The sequence below is a fragment of the Streptomyces sp. NPDC091282 genome (assembly GCF_044757385.1).
GTDB classification, from domain to species: domain Bacteria; phylum Actinomycetota; class Actinomycetes; order Streptomycetales; family Streptomycetaceae; genus Streptomyces; species Streptomyces gramineus.
Window position 1 is genome coordinate 362,781 of record NZ_JBIVUX010000007.1, and the last position, 14,666, is coordinate 377,446.

17 protein-coding genes are annotated in these 14,666 nt (G+C 72.9%); 12 read left to right on the forward strand and 5 right to left on the reverse strand.

What is annotated here, in order from left to right; all coding sequences use genetic code 11:
* Positions 1-19: 19 nt before the first annotated feature.
* Together ACIQOE_RS31210 and ACIQOE_RS31215 are read left to right on the forward strand one after the other, a co-directional pair.
* Positions 20-1,393, forward strand: coding sequence for a M1 family metallopeptidase (locus ACIQOE_RS31210; protein ID WP_365562489.1), 1,374 nt, complete (start codon positions 20-22; stop codon positions 1,391-1,393).
* 50 nt (positions 1,394-1,443) lie between these two features.
* Complete coding sequence (locus ACIQOE_RS31215) at positions 1,444-1,869, forward strand: YchJ family protein (RefSeq protein ID WP_362643620.1); 426 nt, start codon at positions 1,444-1,446, stop codon at positions 1,867-1,869.
* Positions 1,870-1,876: 7 nt separating this feature from the next.
* On the opposite strand, the gene ACIQOE_RS31220 is transcribed toward ACIQOE_RS31215, so the two are convergent.
* Entirely contained in the window at positions 1,877-2,578 is a 702-nt protein-coding gene (locus ACIQOE_RS31220; protein ID WP_365562492.1) for a FadR/GntR family transcriptional regulator, read from the reverse strand.
* 160 nt (positions 2,579-2,738) lie between these two features.
* Here ACIQOE_RS31220 and ACIQOE_RS31225 point away from each other — a divergent pair, with 160 nt between their 5' ends.
* The 3 genes from ACIQOE_RS31225 (at position 2,739) to ACIQOE_RS31235 (ending at position 5,790) form a co-directional block, all read left to right on the forward strand.
* Positions 2,739-3,260, forward strand: coding sequence for a gluconokinase (locus ACIQOE_RS31225; protein ID WP_351320517.1), 522 nt, complete (start codon positions 2,739-2,741; stop codon positions 3,258-3,260).
* 59 nt (positions 3,261-3,319) lie between these two features.
* Complete coding sequence (locus ACIQOE_RS31230; protein ID WP_351320519.1) at positions 3,320-4,717, forward strand: gluconate:H+ symporter; 1,398 nt, start codon at positions 3,320-3,322, stop codon at positions 4,715-4,717.
* A 74-nt stretch (positions 4,718-4,791) separates the two neighbouring features.
* A complete protein-coding gene (locus tag ACIQOE_RS31235; RefSeq protein ID WP_365562496.1) occupies positions 4,792-5,790 on the forward strand; it encodes a nitronate monooxygenase in 999 nt (332 codons plus the stop codon).
* Between the two features lie 18 nt (positions 5,791-5,808).
* Here the strand turns inward: ACIQOE_RS31235 and ACIQOE_RS31240 are convergent, their stop codons facing one another.
* The 3 genes from ACIQOE_RS31240 to ACIQOE_RS31250 form a co-directional block, all read right to left on the reverse strand.
* The gene (locus ACIQOE_RS31240; protein WP_351320523.1) at positions 5,809-6,432 is read right to left on the reverse strand and encodes a cytochrome b/b6 domain-containing protein; all 624 of its coding nucleotides are present in this window, start codon (positions 6,430-6,432) and stop codon (positions 5,809-5,811) included.
* Complete coding sequence (locus tag ACIQOE_RS31245) at positions 6,416-7,138, reverse strand: molybdopterin-dependent oxidoreductase (protein ID WP_401414986.1); 723 nt, start codon at positions 7,136-7,138, stop codon at positions 6,416-6,418. Before ACIQOE_RS31245 ends, ACIQOE_RS31240 begins: the two co-directional genes overlap by 17 nt.
* A 90-nt stretch (positions 7,139-7,228) precedes the next feature.
* A complete protein-coding gene (locus ACIQOE_RS31250; RefSeq protein WP_401414988.1) occupies positions 7,229-8,197 on the reverse strand; it encodes a hypothetical protein in 969 nt (322 codons plus the stop codon).
* Positions 8,198-8,589: 392 nt separating this feature from the next.
* Between ACIQOE_RS31250 and ACIQOE_RS31255 the strand changes: the two genes are divergently transcribed.
* The 4 genes from ACIQOE_RS31255 to ACIQOE_RS31270 all read left to right on the forward strand — a co-directional run bounded on the left by ACIQOE_RS31255 (position 8,590) and on the right by ACIQOE_RS31270 (position 10,820).
* Complete coding sequence (locus tag ACIQOE_RS31255) at positions 8,590-9,483, forward strand: DMT family transporter (protein ID WP_351320529.1); 894 nt, start codon at positions 8,590-8,592, stop codon at positions 9,481-9,483.
* 29 nt (positions 9,484-9,512) lie between these two features.
* The gene (locus ACIQOE_RS31260) at positions 9,513-10,022 is read left to right on the forward strand and encodes an NUDIX domain-containing protein (protein WP_351320531.1); all 510 of its coding nucleotides are present in this window, start codon (positions 9,513-9,515) and stop codon (positions 10,020-10,022) included.
* 94 nt (positions 10,023-10,116) lie between these two features.
* Entirely contained in the window at positions 10,117-10,509 is a 393-nt protein-coding gene (locus ACIQOE_RS31265) for a DUF202 domain-containing protein (protein ID WP_351320533.1), read from the forward strand.
* The gene (locus ACIQOE_RS31270) at positions 10,506-10,820 is read left to right on the forward strand and encodes a DUF202 domain-containing protein (protein WP_351320535.1); all 315 of its coding nucleotides are present in this window, start codon (positions 10,506-10,508) and stop codon (positions 10,818-10,820) included. The genes ACIQOE_RS31265 and ACIQOE_RS31270 overlap by 4 nt, the downstream gene beginning before the upstream one ends.
* A gap of 19 nt (positions 10,821-10,839) precedes the next feature.
* On the opposite strand, the gene ACIQOE_RS31275 is transcribed toward ACIQOE_RS31270, so the two are convergent.
* Positions 10,840-11,784, reverse strand: coding sequence for an NADP-dependent oxidoreductase (locus ACIQOE_RS31275; protein WP_365562509.1), 945 nt, complete (start codon positions 11,782-11,784; stop codon positions 10,840-10,842).
* A 127-nt stretch (positions 11,785-11,911) separates the two neighbouring features.
* On the opposite strand from ACIQOE_RS31275, the gene ACIQOE_RS31280 reads away from it, so the two are divergent.
* The 3 genes from ACIQOE_RS31280 to ACIQOE_RS31290 all read left to right on the forward strand — a co-directional run bounded on the left by ACIQOE_RS31280 (position 11,912) and on the right by ACIQOE_RS31290 (position 14,625).
* Positions 11,912-12,208 carry a hypothetical protein gene (locus ACIQOE_RS31280; RefSeq protein WP_351320539.1) on the forward strand — a complete coding sequence of 99 codons (297 nt, stop codon included), beginning with the start codon at positions 11,912-11,914 and terminating at the stop codon, positions 12,206-12,208.
* 173 nt (positions 12,209-12,381) lie between these two features.
* On the forward strand, positions 12,382-13,404 hold the full coding sequence (locus ACIQOE_RS31285; RefSeq protein ID WP_401414992.1) for a phosphotransferase family protein: 1,023 nt from the start codon (positions 12,382-12,384) through the stop codon (positions 13,402-13,404).
* 6 nt (positions 13,405-13,410) lie between these two features.
* A complete protein-coding gene (locus tag ACIQOE_RS31290; protein WP_362643628.1) occupies positions 13,411-14,625 on the forward strand; it encodes an acyl-CoA dehydrogenase family protein in 1,215 nt (404 codons plus the stop codon).
* Positions 14,626-14,666: the final 41 nt, after the last annotated feature.

Consider the following 14,666-nt stretch of genomic DNA (forward strand, 5'->3'; position numbering starts at 1 on the left):
GCAGGGAGCGGACGCGGAAGTGGCAGTGCAGCAGTCAGCGGGTCCGGACCCGTACTTCCCGGACAACGGCGACGCCCGGTACCGGGTGCATCGTTATGAGCTCACGCTGGACTACCGGCCCGGCCCCAACCGACTGACCGGCTCGGTCCGGATCAACGCCATCGCGGGCCGGGCGGCGCTGCCCGAGTTCCAGCTGAACCTGGCCGACTTCAAGATCGGCCGGATCCGGGTGGACGGCCGCCAGCCGCACTGGACGCACCGGGGCGGCCGGCTGCGGGTGAAGCCCGCCAAGCCGCTGCGGGCCGGCACCGCGTTCACCGTGGAGATCCACTGGTCGGGGAACCCCAAGCCGGTGAGCAGCCCGTGGGGCGGGCTCGGCTGGGAGGAGCTGACGGACGGCGCGCTGGTGGCGAGCCAGCCGGTGGGCGCGCCCTCCTGGTTCCCGTGCAACGACCGGCCCGCCGACAAGGCGTCCTACCTGATCTCGGTCACCTGCCCGTCCGCCTACTCGGTGGTGGCCGGCGGGCGGCTGCTGACCCGCGCCACCAAGGCGTCCACGACGACCTGGGTGTACGAGCAGGCGGCGCCGACGTCGAGCTACCTGGTGGGCCTCGCGATCGGCAAGTTCGAGACGGTGCTGCTGGGCGATCCCGGATTCGGCGGGATCCCGATGCACGGGCACATACCCGCACAGCTGCTGCCCGAGTTCTCGCGGGACTTCGCGCGGCAGCCCGCGATGATGGACCTGTTCCAACGGCTCTTCGGCCCCTACCCGTTCGAAGAGTACGCCGTCGTCGTCACCGACGAGGAGTTCGACGTCCCCGTCGAGGCGCAGGGGTTGTCGCTGTTCGGCGTCAACCACGTGGACGGGGCCCGGGGTTCGGAGCGGCTGGTGGCGCACGAGCTGGCGCACCAGTGGTTCGGCAACAGCGTGTCCATCGCCGACTGGCGGCACATCTGGCTGAACGAGGGGCTCGCCAAGTACGCGGAGTGGCTGTGGTCGGAGCGGTCCGGCGGCCGCAGTGCCCAGCAACTGGCGGCCGGCGCGCACCGGTTGCTGTCCGGGCTGCCGCAGGACATCCGGATCGCCGACCCGGGCCGCAAGTCGATGTTCGACGACCGGCTCTACGAGCGCGGCGGGGTCACGGTGCACGCGCTGCGCTGCGCGCTGGGCGACGAGCGGTTCTTCCACATGCTGCGGGCGTGGGCGGGGCTGCACCGTGGCGGGACGGTGACGACCGCTCTGTTCACGGCGCACGTCAACCGGTTCGCGGACGAGCCGCTCGACGCGCTCCTGGACGCCTGGGTGCACGGCACGGCGCTGCCCGCGCTGCCCGTCCAGACCGTGCCGGCCCGCCCCGTGCAGCCGCCCACCAACGCCGAGTCGGCCTAGGCCGTGTCCTGGCGGATCCGGCGGCCCGGCGGGTGCCGCAGAATGGGGCCATGTCCCGACGCACCTCGCCGTCCCGCCGGCCGCACGGCACCGCCCCGGATCCGGCACGCCCGTGCCCGTGCGGTCTCCCGGAGCCGTACGCGGGGTGCTGCGGCCGGTTCCACCGGGGCGAGGCGGCGGCGCCCACGGCGGAGCGGCTGATGCGCTCGCGCTACAGCGCCTTCGTCGAGCGGGACGAGCCGTACCTGCTGCGCACCTGGCACCCCCGGACCCGTCCGGACCGGCTCGATCTGGATCCGGGCATGCGGTGGACCGGCCTGGAGATCCTGGCCACGGCCGACGGCACGGCCTTCCACACCACCGGGACGGTGGAGTTCCGGGCGTCCTACCGGGGCGGTTCCCTGCACGAACGGAGCCGGTTCGAGCGCGTCGACGGCGCCTGGGTCTACGTGGACGGCGACTTCCCGGACGCCTAGAGCGGCGCTAGGGCGCCAGGATGTCGAGTTCCTGGAGCGCGCCGACCGTGATCTCGCGGGTCAGCTGTTCCGCGCGGGACGCGTCGCCCTCGCGGACGGCCTCGGCGAGCTGGACGTGGAGGGTGACGGCGGCCGGGTCGGGGTCCTCGAACATCACCTCGTGGTGGGTGCGGCCCGTCAGGACCTCCGCCACGACGTCGCCGAGCCGGGCGAACATCTCGTTGCCGGACGCGGTGAGGACCACCCGGTGGAAGGCCATGTCGTGGATCAGGTACTGCTCCAGCCGGCGGCCGCGCGAGTTGGCCACCATGCCGAGCGCGCACTCGGTGAGTTCGGCGCACTGCTCGGCGGTGGCGTTCTTCGCGGCGAGCCGCGCGGCCACCGGCTCGACCGCCGACCGCAGCACGGTCAGTGAGCGCAGCTGGTGGGGGCGGTCGGCGCCGGCCAGCCGCCAGCGGATGACCTGCGGGTCGTAGACGTTCCACTCGGCCTTCGGGCGGACCGTCACGCCGACCCGGCGGCGGGACTCGACCAGGTGCATGGACTCCAGCACCCGGACCGCCTCGCGCATCACGGAGCGCGACACCTCGAAGTGCTGGGCCAGCTCGTCGGTGCGCAGGACGCTGCCCGGCGGGTACTCGCCTGCGGTGATCGCGGGGCCGAGGGAGTCAAGTACGCGGCCGTGCAGCCCGCGGCCCATGGTGCTCATGCACTCAGCGTACCGAGCGGATCACAGAGCCAAAAAGTCAGACTTATTTGTCACAGACTCTTGAATTCGTCGTACCTAATGGGTTTCAGTGAGGCCGACGCCGGATGTCGTACGCCGGTGTCTCTCGTTGAGGAAACCCGAGGAAGACAGCGAGGCAGTGATGCGGACCCCCCACGTCGTCGTCGTGATGGGCGTCGCCGGCACCGGCAAGACCACCATCGGTCCTCTGCTCGCCGCCCGGCTCGGCGTCCCCTACGCCGAGGGCGACGACTTCCACCCGCCGGCCAACATCGCCAAGATGTCGGCCGGGCACCCGCTGGAGGACGCCGACCGGTGGCCGTGGCTGGACGCCATCGGCTCCTGGGCGCACGGGCGGGAGGGCCTGGGCGGGGTGGTCAGCAGCTCCGCGCTGAAGCGGTCGTACCGCGACCGGCTGCGCGCCGCCGCCCCCGGCGTCGTCTTCGTGCACCTCACCGGTGACCGCACGCTCATCGAGGACCGGATGTCCCACCGGCAGGGCCACTTCATGCCGACCGCGCTGCTCGACTCCCAGTTCGCCACCCTCCAGCCCCTGGAGGCGGACGAGGCGGGCGTCGCCGTGGACGTCACCGGCAGCCCCGAGGAGATCACCGCACGGGCCGTGCGGGCCCTGGACGCGCTGCCCGACCTCACCCCCCGGTAGTCCCGCCCCGCTCCTCCCCTCCCTCGTCCCCCGTCCCCCCGTACCCGCAAGGAACCCCCGTGACCAGACTCAGCGTCGAGATGCTGGCAGCGGACACCGTCGCGCCCATCACCTCGGCCGGACATGCCCAGCTCGGCATCGCCGTCCTGGCGGGCATCGCCGTCATCGTCCTGCTCATCACCAAGTTCAAGCTCCACGCCTTCCTGGCGCTCACCATCGGCTCGCTCGCGCTCGGCGCGTTCGCCGGGGCGCCGCTGGACAAGGTCATCACCAGCTTCACCGCCGGCCTCGGCTCCACAGTCGCCGGCGTGGGTGTCCTGATCGCGCTCGGGGCGATCCTGGGCAAGCTGCTGGCCGACTCCGGGGGCGCCGACCAGATCGTCGACACGATCCTCGCCAAGGCGGGCGGACGGTCGATGCCGTGGGCGATGGTGCTGATCGCCTCCGTGATCGGTCTGCCGCTGTTCTTCGAGGTCGGCATCGTGCTGCTGATCCCCGTGGTGCTGATGGTCGCCAAGCGCGGCAACTACTCCCTGATGCGCATCGGCATCCCGGCGCTGGCCGGTCTGTCCGTGATGCACGGCCTGGTGCCGCCGCACCCCGGCCCGCTGGTCGCGATCGACGCGGTCGGCGCCAACCTGGGCGTGACCCTGGCCCTGGGCGTCCTGGTCGCCGTCCCGACGGTGATCGTCGCCGGTCCGCTGTTCTCCAAGGTCGCCGCCCGCTGGGTGGACGTGCCCGCCCCGGACCGGATGCTCCCGCAGCGCCCCTCGGAGGAGCTGGAGAGGCGCCCGGGCTTCGGCGCCACCCTCGCCACCATCCTGCTCCCGGTCGTGCTGATGCTGGCCAAGGCGCTGGTGGACATCGTCGTCGACGACCCGGCGCACACCGTCCAGCGGGTCTTCGACGTCATCGGCTCGCCGCTGATCGCGCTGCTCGCGGCCGTGATCGTCGGCTTCTTCACGCTGGGCCGCCCGGCCGGGTTCTCCCGGGAGCGGCTCCAGCGGACCGTCGAGAAGGGCCTGATGCCGATCGCGGGCATCCTGCTCATCGTCGGCGCCGGCGGCGGCTTCAAGCAGACGCTGATCGACTGCGGTGTCGGCCAGATGATCCTGGAGATCTCCAAGGACTGGTCGATCCCGGCGCTGCTGCTGGCCTGGCTGATCGCGGTGGCGATCCGGCTGGCGACGGGCTCGGCGACGGTGGCGACCGTCTCGGCGGCCGGCCTGGTGGCCCCGCTGGCGGCGGACATGTCGACGGCCCACACCGCCCTGCTGGTCCTGGCCATCGGCGCCGGCTCGCTCTTCTTCAGCCATGTCAACGACGCCGGCTTCTGGCTGGTGAAGGAGTACTTCGGGCTGAGCGTCGGCCAGACCGTCAAGACCTGGTCGATCATGGAGACGATCATCTCGGTGGTCGCGGGCGGCCTGGTGCTGCTCCTCTCGCTGATCATCTAGCACCGGCAGAAACAGCCGGAACAGGCGGAACAGGCGGACCATCGCTTCTGCGGTGGTCCGCTACTGTTCGCCCCATGCTGCGGACGCGGTTCACCGACATGTTCGGGCTCGCCCATCCGGTCATGTGCGCTCCCATGGCCCTGCACAGCGGCGGCACGCTCGCCGCCGCGGTCTCTGCCGCCGGCGGCCTCGGCTGCTTCGGCGGCACCCATCCCTGGCGGGACCCCGACTGGATCCGGGCGGAGATCGCGACCGTCCGGGCCGCCACGGACCGCCCGTTCGCGGTCGGTTTCATCACGCCGTTCCTCCCCTTCACCGAGGCGGTGTTCGACGCCGCGCTGGAGCAGCGGCCCCCGGTCGTCGCGCTGTCCTTCGCCGATCCCGGGCCGTGGCTGGTCCGGGCCAGGGACGCGGGCGCCCGCGTGATGTGCCAGGTCCAGAACCACCAGGACGCGGCGGCGGCGGTGGCCGCGGGCGCCGACGTCCTGGTGGCCCAGGGCCACGAGGCCGGCGGTCACACCGGCACGATGGGCCTGCTGCCGTTCCTGGCCGGCCTCGTGCGCAGGTACCCCGACGTCCCGGTCCTGGCCGCGGGCGGCATCGGCGACGGACGCACCCTGGCCGCCGTCCTCACCGCCGGGGCGGACGGCGCCTGGCTGGGCACGGCGTTCCTCGCCACACCGGAGGCCGTCGAGGTGCACGACGTCCACAAACGGCTGATCGTCGACAGCGACGGCGGCGACACCGTCTGGACCCGGGCCTACGACATCGTGTCGGGGCTGCCGTGGCCGGACGGCATCGGCGAACGCGTCCGCCGCAACCGGTTCACCGACGAGTGGTCCGGGCGCGAACCGGCGCTGCGCGAGCGCGCGCCAGGCCTCCGGGACCCGGCGGGCGCCGACCCCTTCGCGAACCCGCCCGACCCCGGCACCGGCGAGATCCTCTACGGCCAGTCGGCGGCCTTCGTCGAACGGGTCCGCCCGGCCGCCGAGGTGGTCCGCTCGATCAGCGCCGAGGCCGAGGAGATCCTGGCGTCGCGGCCGCGCTCGCTGCTCGGCGGGCCGCCCGCCTGACCGGTGTGCCGGCCCGCGTCAGGGCCGCCACAGCGGGTGCTCCCGCTTGGCCCACTCCTTGCTCACCCTCCCGGTGCGCAGCCCCCGGCGCGCCTCCGGGTCGCCCATGGCCATGCCGATGTGGCCGGCCAGGACCACGCCGATCGTCAGGGCCAGCCAGTCGTGCACGAAGGTGGCCGAGGTGCGCCACATCAGCGGGGCGAGGTGGGTGAACCACATCAGCAGGCCGGTGGCGAGCATCACCAGGGTCGCCCCGGCGATCCAGTTCGCGTAGATCTTCTGCCCGGCGTTGAACTTGCCCGCCGGGCGGGAGGACGGGCGCTTGTCGCGGTTCAGGGCGGCCCGCAGCCAGAGCCTGTCGTGGGCGCCGAAGCGGTTCAGGAAGCCGAGGTCCCGGCGGAAGGCGCGGGAGGCGAGGCCGAGTAGGACCGGCACGGGCAGGGCCACGCCGGCGCACTCGTGGATGCGGACGACCAGTTCGCGGCGCCCGACCAGGACCGCCAGCTGCGGAATGTACAGGCAGCCGGCGGTCAGGACGCAGACGCCCATCAGCAGGGCCGTCGTGCGGTGGATCCAGCGCTCGGCGGGGGTGAAGCGGTGCAGCCGGTCCGTGGCGGCCGGTGCCTCAGCTCGTAGGCGCATCGTCGCGTCCGTTCGAACGGCCGACCCAGGCGTCGACGTCGTAGCCGAGGTGTTCCCAGTAGCCCGGCTGCACCTTGTCGGTGACCGTGATCCCGGAGAGCCACTTGGCCGATTTGTAGAAGTACATGGGGGCGACGTAGAGGCGGACCGGGCCGCCGTGGTCGTGGCCGATGTCCTTGTCCTGCATGCGCAGCGCGACCAGGATGTCCGGCCGCCGCGCCTGGTCGAGGGTGAGGCTCTCGGAGTACGCGCCGTCGAAGCAGGTGAACCGGATCGCCTTGGCGCTGTCGCGGACCCCCGCCAGTTCCAGCAGGTGCGAGAGGCGCACGCCTTCGAACGGGGTGTCCGGCACCCGCCAGCCGGTCACGCACTGGACGTCCTTGACCATGCGGGTCTGCGGCAGGGCGCGCAGGTCGGCCAGGCTGTAGGTGCGCGGGGTGTCGACCAGGCCGTCGATCTTCAGCTGGTAGTCCGCCGCGGTTCTGTCCGGCACCGAACCGGTCACCGAGTAGTAGCGGAATCCGCCGCCGTTCGGGAGCAGGCCGGTCAGGCCCGTGGGGTCCTTGCCGGAGAAGGTGCCGAGGACCGATTCGGTGACGCGCTGCAGCACCGGCGCGGTCACCACACCGAGGGCGCCCAGGCCGATGGTGCCGAGGAACACCCGGCGGCCGACCGGCCTGCCCTCCTCGGGTCGTTCAGAGTTCACGCACTCATTCGAACACCCTCGGGGCGCGCCCGGCCAGGAAATCGGGCCGCCGTAAGAAATCCACAACCTCTTCTCATCGAACGCGCGCCGTCAGCCGCAGAGCGCCCGCTCCCGGGCCGTCCGGAACGCCTCGCAGGGGTCGCGGTCCGGGTAGGACCAGGGCATCCGGGTGGCGTGCCGGCCGATGCGCTGGAAGAGGGCCGCGGCCTCGGCCCACCGGCCCGCGCCGGCGGTGGCGTGGGCGAGGTGGTTGAGGTCGACATGGCGGCGCGGGTGCTCCTCGGTCCCCCATTCCAGCCACCAGTCGAAGGCCGCGCTCAGGGCGCCGCGGGCGGACGGCTCGGCCCAGTGGCGGGCCGCGGCCGGGTCGGCGGGCGCCCGGCCGGCGGCGGCGAGCACCCGGTGCCGTTCGGCGTACGCGACGACCGGGAGGACGGCGAGCGGGGAGTCGGCCGGGGCGGCGTCGGCCGCGCGTTCCGCGAAGGCGCACAGTTCGTACGTCCCCTCGGTCTCGGTCTCCGCGATCCGGGCGGCCATCAGGTGGTGGGCGTGGTGGTGCTCGGGATGGCGGTCGCGCACCTCGTTAAAGGCGCGGCGGGTCTCGTCGTCGGTGCCGAGGCGGCGGGCGAGCAGCAGCAGGCCGAGCCAGGGGGTGGGGTCGGCGGGGGCGAGCGCGGCGGCGCCGGCGCAGGCCTCGCGGGCCCGGTCGGGGGGTTCCTTGCCGCGCAGCGCCCGCCGGACCAGGGTCAGGGCGTGCAGGGCGGCGGCACCGGCGGAGCCGGGTTCGGCGAGCAGCCATTCGCGGGCCCAGGCGGCGGCGTAGGGTTCGGCGGCGAGGACGGCGACCCGGTGGCCCCTGCGGTCCCAGTCCTCACCCGTGTGGAGCAACAGGGAGCGGGCGGCCTGCCAGCGGCCCTGGGCCAACGCGGCTCGCGCGGAGATGAGTTCGGCGTCGTCGAGGGCGTCGTCGGGGCAGTGTCCGCACCGGGGGTGCGCGCTCGCGCGGGGACCTGCGGCGACGGCCCGGCCTGGGCCTAAGAGGGGCGGGGTTGGGGGCACCGCGGAACTTCCTGGTTGTCGGGCTGCCATCGGCCGATCACGCACAGCAAACCCCCCGCCAAGACTTTGCGTCAAGCTGGACAGAACTCGTAGCCCGTTCAACTACCCCGAACGCAGCGGAACTTGGCGCGCGCCGGGGCCCGTCGGGCGTACCGTGACCGTGGGGCTCCGGGTTCCGGCTGTGGCGTACGCCATGGCGCGGGCCGCCCGGGCATCGGACCATGGCGGTACCGGTCCGGCCGCCGTCCCGCTCCACCCGTCGCGTGCGGCTCGGGCCTCGTGACCGAGTCGATCGCCCGGTTCCGGGTACTCCCGGGGCATCACCCATCCGCGAGCGCTACAGTCGGCCACTACGCACTCCGTAGCCCGGCCGCATGATCGAGGTACGCAGCGTGTCCGTTCTGGTTCTGACCCTCGCCGTGAGCGCGGCCTGTTGCCTTGGCTTCGGGTTCGTGCTCCAGCAGAACGTCGCCCAGAAAGCCCCGCTCAGCGACTTCCTGTCGCCGCGGCTGCTGCTGGACCTGATGCGGGTGCCGCGCTGGCTCGGCGGGATCGGCCTGATGATCGCCGGCATGGTCCTCGGCGCGATAGCCCTCGGCAAGGGCGAGATCTCCCTGGTCGAACCCCTGCTGGCGACGAACCTGCTGTTCGCCCTCGCGCTCTCCCGCCACCAGACCAAGCATCCCCTCAGCCACCAGGGCTGGGCCGGGCTCGCGCTGCTCGCGGGCGGGGTGACCACCTTCATCCTGGCGGGCCAGCCACGCGGCGGCGATGCCATCGCCAACCCGCTGCGGCACTGGCTGATCATCGGCGTGGTGGTCGGCATCGCCCTGGTGCTCACCACCTGCGCCAAGCGGTCCCGGCTCAGCGCGGGACCGACCCTGCTGGCGCTGGCCGCCGGCCTGCTGTACGGCGTGCAGGACGCGCTGACCCGGGTCACCGGCACCCGCTTCTCCGAGGGCGGCATCTCCGAGGTGCTGACCGGCTGGCAGCCGTACGGCGTCCTGGTGCTCGGCGTCAGCGGGCTGATCCTCGTGCAGAGCGCGTTCGAGACGGCCGAGCTGCGCATGTCGCTGCCCGCGCTCACCGCGGCCCAGCCGCTCGCCGGGATCCTCTGCGGTGTCGGCTTCCTCGGCGACCGGCTGCGCACCGACACCGGGGCACTGGCCTGGGAGGCGGCCGGGCTCGCCGCGATCGTGGCGGGCATCGTGCTGCTCGGGCTGCATCCGGCGATGCCCCGCGGTCCCGCGCAGAAGGAGCCCTCGCTCGACCTCCAGCCGCGCTGACCGCCCGCCCGGCCTGCTTGGATGGCGGTATGCAGCCAGCTGACGAAATCCTCGACATCGTCGACGAGCACGACCGGGTGATCGGACAGGCCCCCCGCGGCGAGGCGTACGCGCGCGGCCTGCGCCACCGCTGCGCCTTCATCCTGGCCCGGGACGGCGCGGACCGGATCTTCGTCCACCGCCGCACCGCGACCAAGCTGGTCTTCCCCTCCCTGTACGACATGTTCGTCGGCGGCGTGGTCGGCGCGGGCGAGTCCTACGACGACGCGGCGCTGCGCGAGGCCGAGGAGGAACTGGGCGTGTCCGGGCTGCCGCGGCCGCGGTACCTCTTCAAGTTCCGGTACGACGACGACCGCGGCCTGAGCTGGTGGTCGGCGGTGTACGAGGTCCGCTGCGAGCTGCCGGTACGGCCGCAGGCCGAGGAGGTGGCCTGGCACGACTTCCTGACCGAGGAGGAGCTGGCGGCCCGTCTCGGCACGTGGGAGTGGGTTCCGGACGGCCTGGCGGCGTGGGAGCGGCTGCGGGAGCGGCGGGGCTGAGGCGCGGACACGCCTCGGCGGCGGCGCCCCGCGCGGGCAGCGCGTACGCCCGCGCCCGAACGGCCGCCGCCCGCCCCCGGTAGGCTCCCTGTACGTGATCGAATTCGCGCGGAACGTCCGTTTGTGGTTCGCCCCCGAAGTGGTGCGCGAAGAGGGCACGACCCCCGACTACCGCTTCTCCCTCGCCAACGAGCGGACCTTCCTGGCCTGGCTGCGCACCGCCCTCGCACTGATCGGCGGCGGCTTCGCGGTGGACCAGTTCCTGCCCGACCTGCGCTGGGCCTGGCGGGTCGGCCTGGCGCTCGCGCTGCTCGCCGCCGGGGTGCTGTGCTCGCTGCGGGCGGTGAACCACTGGACGCGCTGCGAGCGGGCCATGCGGCGCGGTGAGGACCTGCCGGTCTCCCGGTTCCCGGCCCTGCTCGGCGTGCTGGTCGCGGTGGTCGCCGTCGCGATGGTCGTCGTGGTGCTCGTCGGGTGGGAGGGATGACGGCGCCGGCCCGCGATCCGGGGCTCCAGCCGGAGCGGACCCGGCTCGCCTGGCGCCGCACCACCCTCTCCGCGACCGTCGCGGCCCTGCTCGCCGCCAAGACCGCCCTGCACGGCAGCACCTCCGTCGGCGGCGTCCTGGCCTGCGCGGCCTGCTGCGTCCTGTGGCTGGGCTTTCTGCTGGTCGCCAACCGCCGCATCCGCGCCCTGGAGGCCACCGCCCGCCCCCCGGCACTGGCCCCGCGGCAGGCGGCCGCGGCCGTCCTGTGCACGGTCGCCGTGGCCCTGTGCGCCGCGGCCCTGGTCGTCTAGGGCGTCGCGGAAGTCCCGCCTAGCCCTCCTCCTCCGGCCACTCCACCGTGACGATCAGCTTGCCGCGGGTGCGGCCCTCCTGGCTGCGACGCTGGGCGTCGGCCGTGCGCTTGAGCGGAAACGTCTCGGCGACGTGCACGGCCACCGCGCCCCCTTCGGCGAGCGCGGCGAGCTTGGCCAGGTCGGCGGCGTCGGGGCGGGCCCAGCAGTAGCGGCCGCCGAAGTCGACGACGTCCGGGTCGGCGATCGAGGCCATCCGGCCCTCGGGGGCGAGCAGATTGGCCGAGACGGTCAGCGCCTCGCCGCCGACGGTGTCGAAGACCGCGTCCACGCCTTCGGGGGCCAGGCCCCGGACCCGTTCGGCCAGGCCCGGACCGTAGCTCACCGGCTCGCCGCCGATGTCCCGGACGAAGCCGTGGTTGCGTTCGCTCGCGGTGCCGATGACCCGGGCCCCGAGGTGCGCCGCGATCTGGACGGCGAGGGAGCCGACCCCGCCCGCGGCGGCGTGCACCAGGACCGTCTCACCGCGCTTGACCTCCAGGGCGTGGACCAGCACCTGGTAGGCGGTCAGCCCGGCCAGCGGCAGCCCCGCGGCCTCCTCGAAGGAGAGGTTGCGCGGCTTGCGGGCGAGGGTGCGCACCGGGGCGGCGACGTACTCGGCGAAGGTGCCGCGGGAGAGGAAGTCCTCGCGGACGTAGCCGATCACCTCGTCGCCGACCGCGAACTCGGTGACGGCCGGGCCCGGCTGCACGACCACGCCGGAGACGTCCCAGCCGGGGACGACCGGGAAGACGGCGTCCATGACGCCGTGCAGGGCGCCCTCGCGGCATTTCCAGTCGACCGGGTTGACGGCCGCGGCCCGGACCTTCACCAGGACCGAGTCGGGGCCCACCTTCGGGTCCTTGACCTCGCCGTACTCCAGCACATCGGGTCCGCCGTACCGGCTGTAGCTGATGCCCTTCATGGAACCGACCCTCCGGGGTACTCGGACGCCACGCAACCGGGATGCCCCGATATGTGCCGTTCGCGTGGCAGCCTGTCCGTCGGCAGCATGCCACCTCCCGATCCCCGTACCGCTGAAGGCGAACACCATGACCACCCTTCACCAGGAACACACCGCGCACGGTCACAGCCACGGACCGGACTGCGGACACGACCAGGTACCGCACGGCGACCACGTCGACTACGCGCACAACGGGCATCTGCACCGCGAGCACGGCGGCCACTGGGACGAGTGCGAGCCCGCCGGCCACGTCACCCACGACGCCCACGACCACCGGCACGGCGACGGCTGCGGCCACACCGGCGTCCTGCACGGCGACCACATCGACTACCTGCACGACGGCCACCGGCACGCCGAGCACAACGGCCACTGGGACGACCACTGACCCGGTCCCGTTCCACGGACGACGACGGCTCCCCGCTCCGAGCGAGCGGGGAGCCGTCGCGTCACGGCCGGTTCACGGGGTGGTCCCGGTCACGTTTGGCCCACCGGCTGGACGACATACCGACTGGTCGGCATCATGAATGGGTCCTGTTCACTCGTTCGTAGGAGCGATGCATGAGCCCCGACCACCCGCCCGGACTGGATCTCGACCGGCTGCGCGGCCTGCTCGACCAGGAGCGCCCCGGCCTGGTGACCGGTCCACTGACCGGAAGGCTGATCGAGGGCGGACGGTCGAACCTCACCTACGCGGTCTCCGACTCCGTCTCGAAGTGGGTCGTCCGGCGGCCGCCGCTGGGCCACGTCCTGGCCACCGCGCACGACATGAAGCGCGAGCACCGGGTGATCAGCGCGCTCCACCCGACCGAGGTGCCGGTGCCGCGGCCGGTGCTGCTGTGCGAGGACACGGACGTCATCGGCGCGCCGTTCTACGTGATGGAGTTCGTGGCCGGCACCCCGTACCGCACCGCCGACCAGCTCGCACCGCTCGGCCCCGAGCGCACCCGCGACGCCGTGCTGTCCCTGGTCGACACCCTCGTCGAGCTGCACGCCGTGGACCCCGAGGAGGTCGGCCTCGCCGACTTCGGGCGTCCGGAGGGCTTCCTGGACCGGCAGTTGCGCCGCTGGGGCAAGCAGCTGGACGCCTCCCGCAACCGTGAGCTGGCCGGCATCGACGAGCTGCACGCCACTCTCGGCCGCCGGCTGCCCGACTCCCCCGCGCCCACCGTGATCCACGGCGACTACCGGCTGGACAACGTCCTGATCGGCGACGACGACCGGATCAACGCGATCCTCGACTGGGAGATGTCCACGCTCGGCGACCCGCTGACCGACCTGGGTCTGCTGGTGATGTACAGCAAGCCGCTGGGCACCCCCGACTCGCCGGTGTCGACGACCGCCGAGGCGCCCGGCCACCCGGACCCGCGGGAACTGGTCGAGCGCTACGCGGCCCGTTCGGGCCGGGACGTCTCGCACATCGCCTGGTACACGGCGTTCGCCTGGTTCAAGCTCGCCGTGATCCTGGAGGGCATCCACTACCGGTACACGCAGGGCCAGACGCTCGGGCAGGGCTTCGACCGCATCGGCGAACTCGTCCCCGTCTTCATCGACCACGGACTGACCACTCTTCAGGAAGGCTGACCGGCCATGGACTTCGCGTTCGACGCGCGCACCGAGGAACTGCGCGCCAAGCTGCTCGCCTTCATGGACGACCACGTGTACCCGGCCGAGGCGGTCGCCGAGGAGCAGCGGGCCGCGCTCGCCTCGCCGTGGGACACCCCGGCCGTGGTCGGGGAACTGAAGGCGGAGGCGCGCAGGCAGGGCCTGTGGAACCTCTTCCTCCCCGACGCCGAGTACGGCGCGGGCCTCACCAACCTCCAGTACGCGCCCCTCGCCGAGATCACCGGCCGCTCCCCGCACCTGGCGCCCACCGCGCTGAACTGCGCGGCCCCGGACACCGGCAACATGGAGGTGCTGGCCCAGTTCGCCGACGAGGCGCAGCGCAAGCAGTGGCTGGAACCGCTGCTCGCCGGTGAGATCCGCTCCGCGTTCGCCATGACCGAGCCGGAGGTGGCCTCCTCGGACGCCACCAACATCACCACGCACATCGAGCGGGACGGCGACGACTACGTCGTCACCGGCCGCAAGTGGTACATCTCCGGGGCGATGAACCCGGACTGCAAGATCTTCATCGTGATGGGCAAGACCGACCCGGACGGCGCCGACATCCGGCGCCAGCAGTCCATGGTCCTGGTCCCGCGCGACACCCCGGGCGTCACCGTCAAGCGCGCGATGAAGGTCTTCGGCTACGAGGACCACGCGCACGGCGGCCACGCCGAGGTGGTCTTCGACCACGCGCGCGTGCCGGTGTCGAACCTGATCGGCGAGGAGGGCGGCGGCTTCGCCATCGCCCAGGCCCGGCTCGGTCCCGGCCGGATCCACCACTGCATGCGGCTGATCGGCATGGCCGAGCGGGCGATCGAGCTGATGTGCCGGCGGGCCGTGTCCCGCACCGCGTTCGGCAAGGAGCTGGCGCGGCAGGGCGTGGTCCACAACTGGATCGCGGACGCCCGGGTGACGGTCGAATCGCTGCGGCTGCTGGTCCTGAAGACCGCCTGGCTGATGGACACCGTCGGCAACCGGGGCGCCCACACCGAGATCCAGTCCATCAAGATCGCCACACCGCGGGCGGTGGTGGGCATCATCGACCGGGCGATCCAGCTGCACGGCGCGGGCGGTGTCAGCCAGGACTTCCCGCTGGCCGACCTGTACGCGGGCGCCCGCACGCTGATGATCGCGGACGGTCCCGACGAGGTGCACCAGCGCTCGCTGGCCCGCCGGGAGCTGATGAAGTACATGTAGGCGGAGCACGAGGCAGGGGCCCCGGCCGTGCGGCCGGGGCC

What these genes read in the sequence shown, in the direction of transcription:
- ACIQOE_RS31280 (WP_351320539.1), top strand. Translation starts at nt 11,912, where the DNA reads ATGACCACCCTTCACCAGGAACACACCGCGCACGGTCACAGCCACGGA.
- ACIQOE_RS31215 (WP_362643620.1), top strand. Translation starts at nt 1,444, where the DNA reads ATGTCCCGACGCACCTCGCCGTCCCGCCGGCCGCACGGCACCGCCCCG.
- ACIQOE_RS31240 (WP_351320523.1), bottom strand. Translation starts at nt 6,432, where the DNA reads ATGCGCCTACGAGCTGAGGCACCGGCCGCCACGGACCGGCTGCACCGC.
- ACIQOE_RS31290 (WP_362643628.1), top strand. Translation starts at nt 13,411, where the DNA reads ATGGACTTCGCGTTCGACGCGCGCACCGAGGAACTGCGCGCCAAGCTG.
- ACIQOE_RS31225 (WP_351320517.1), top strand. Translation starts at nt 2,739, where the DNA reads ATGCGGACCCCCCACGTCGTCGTCGTGATGGGCGTCGCCGGCACCGGC.
- ACIQOE_RS31260 (WP_351320531.1), top strand. Translation starts at nt 9,513, where the DNA reads ATGCAGCCAGCTGACGAAATCCTCGACATCGTCGACGAGCACGACCGG.
- ACIQOE_RS31235 (WP_365562496.1), top strand. Translation starts at nt 4,792, where the DNA reads ATGCTGCGGACGCGGTTCACCGACATGTTCGGGCTCGCCCATCCGGTC.
- ACIQOE_RS31275 (WP_365562509.1), bottom strand. Translation starts at nt 11,784, where the DNA reads ATGAAGGGCATCAGCTACAGCCGGTACGGCGGACCCGATGTGCTGGAG.
- ACIQOE_RS31270 (WP_351320535.1), top strand. Translation starts at nt 10,506, where the DNA reads ATGACGGCGCCGGCCCGCGATCCGGGGCTCCAGCCGGAGCGGACCCGG.
- ACIQOE_RS31285 (WP_401414992.1), top strand. Translation starts at nt 12,382, where the DNA reads ATGAGCCCCGACCACCCGCCCGGACTGGATCTCGACCGGCTGCGCGGC.
- ACIQOE_RS31220 (WP_365562492.1), bottom strand. Translation starts at nt 2,578, where the DNA reads ATGAGCACCATGGGCCGCGGGCTGCACGGCCGCGTACTTGACTCCCTC.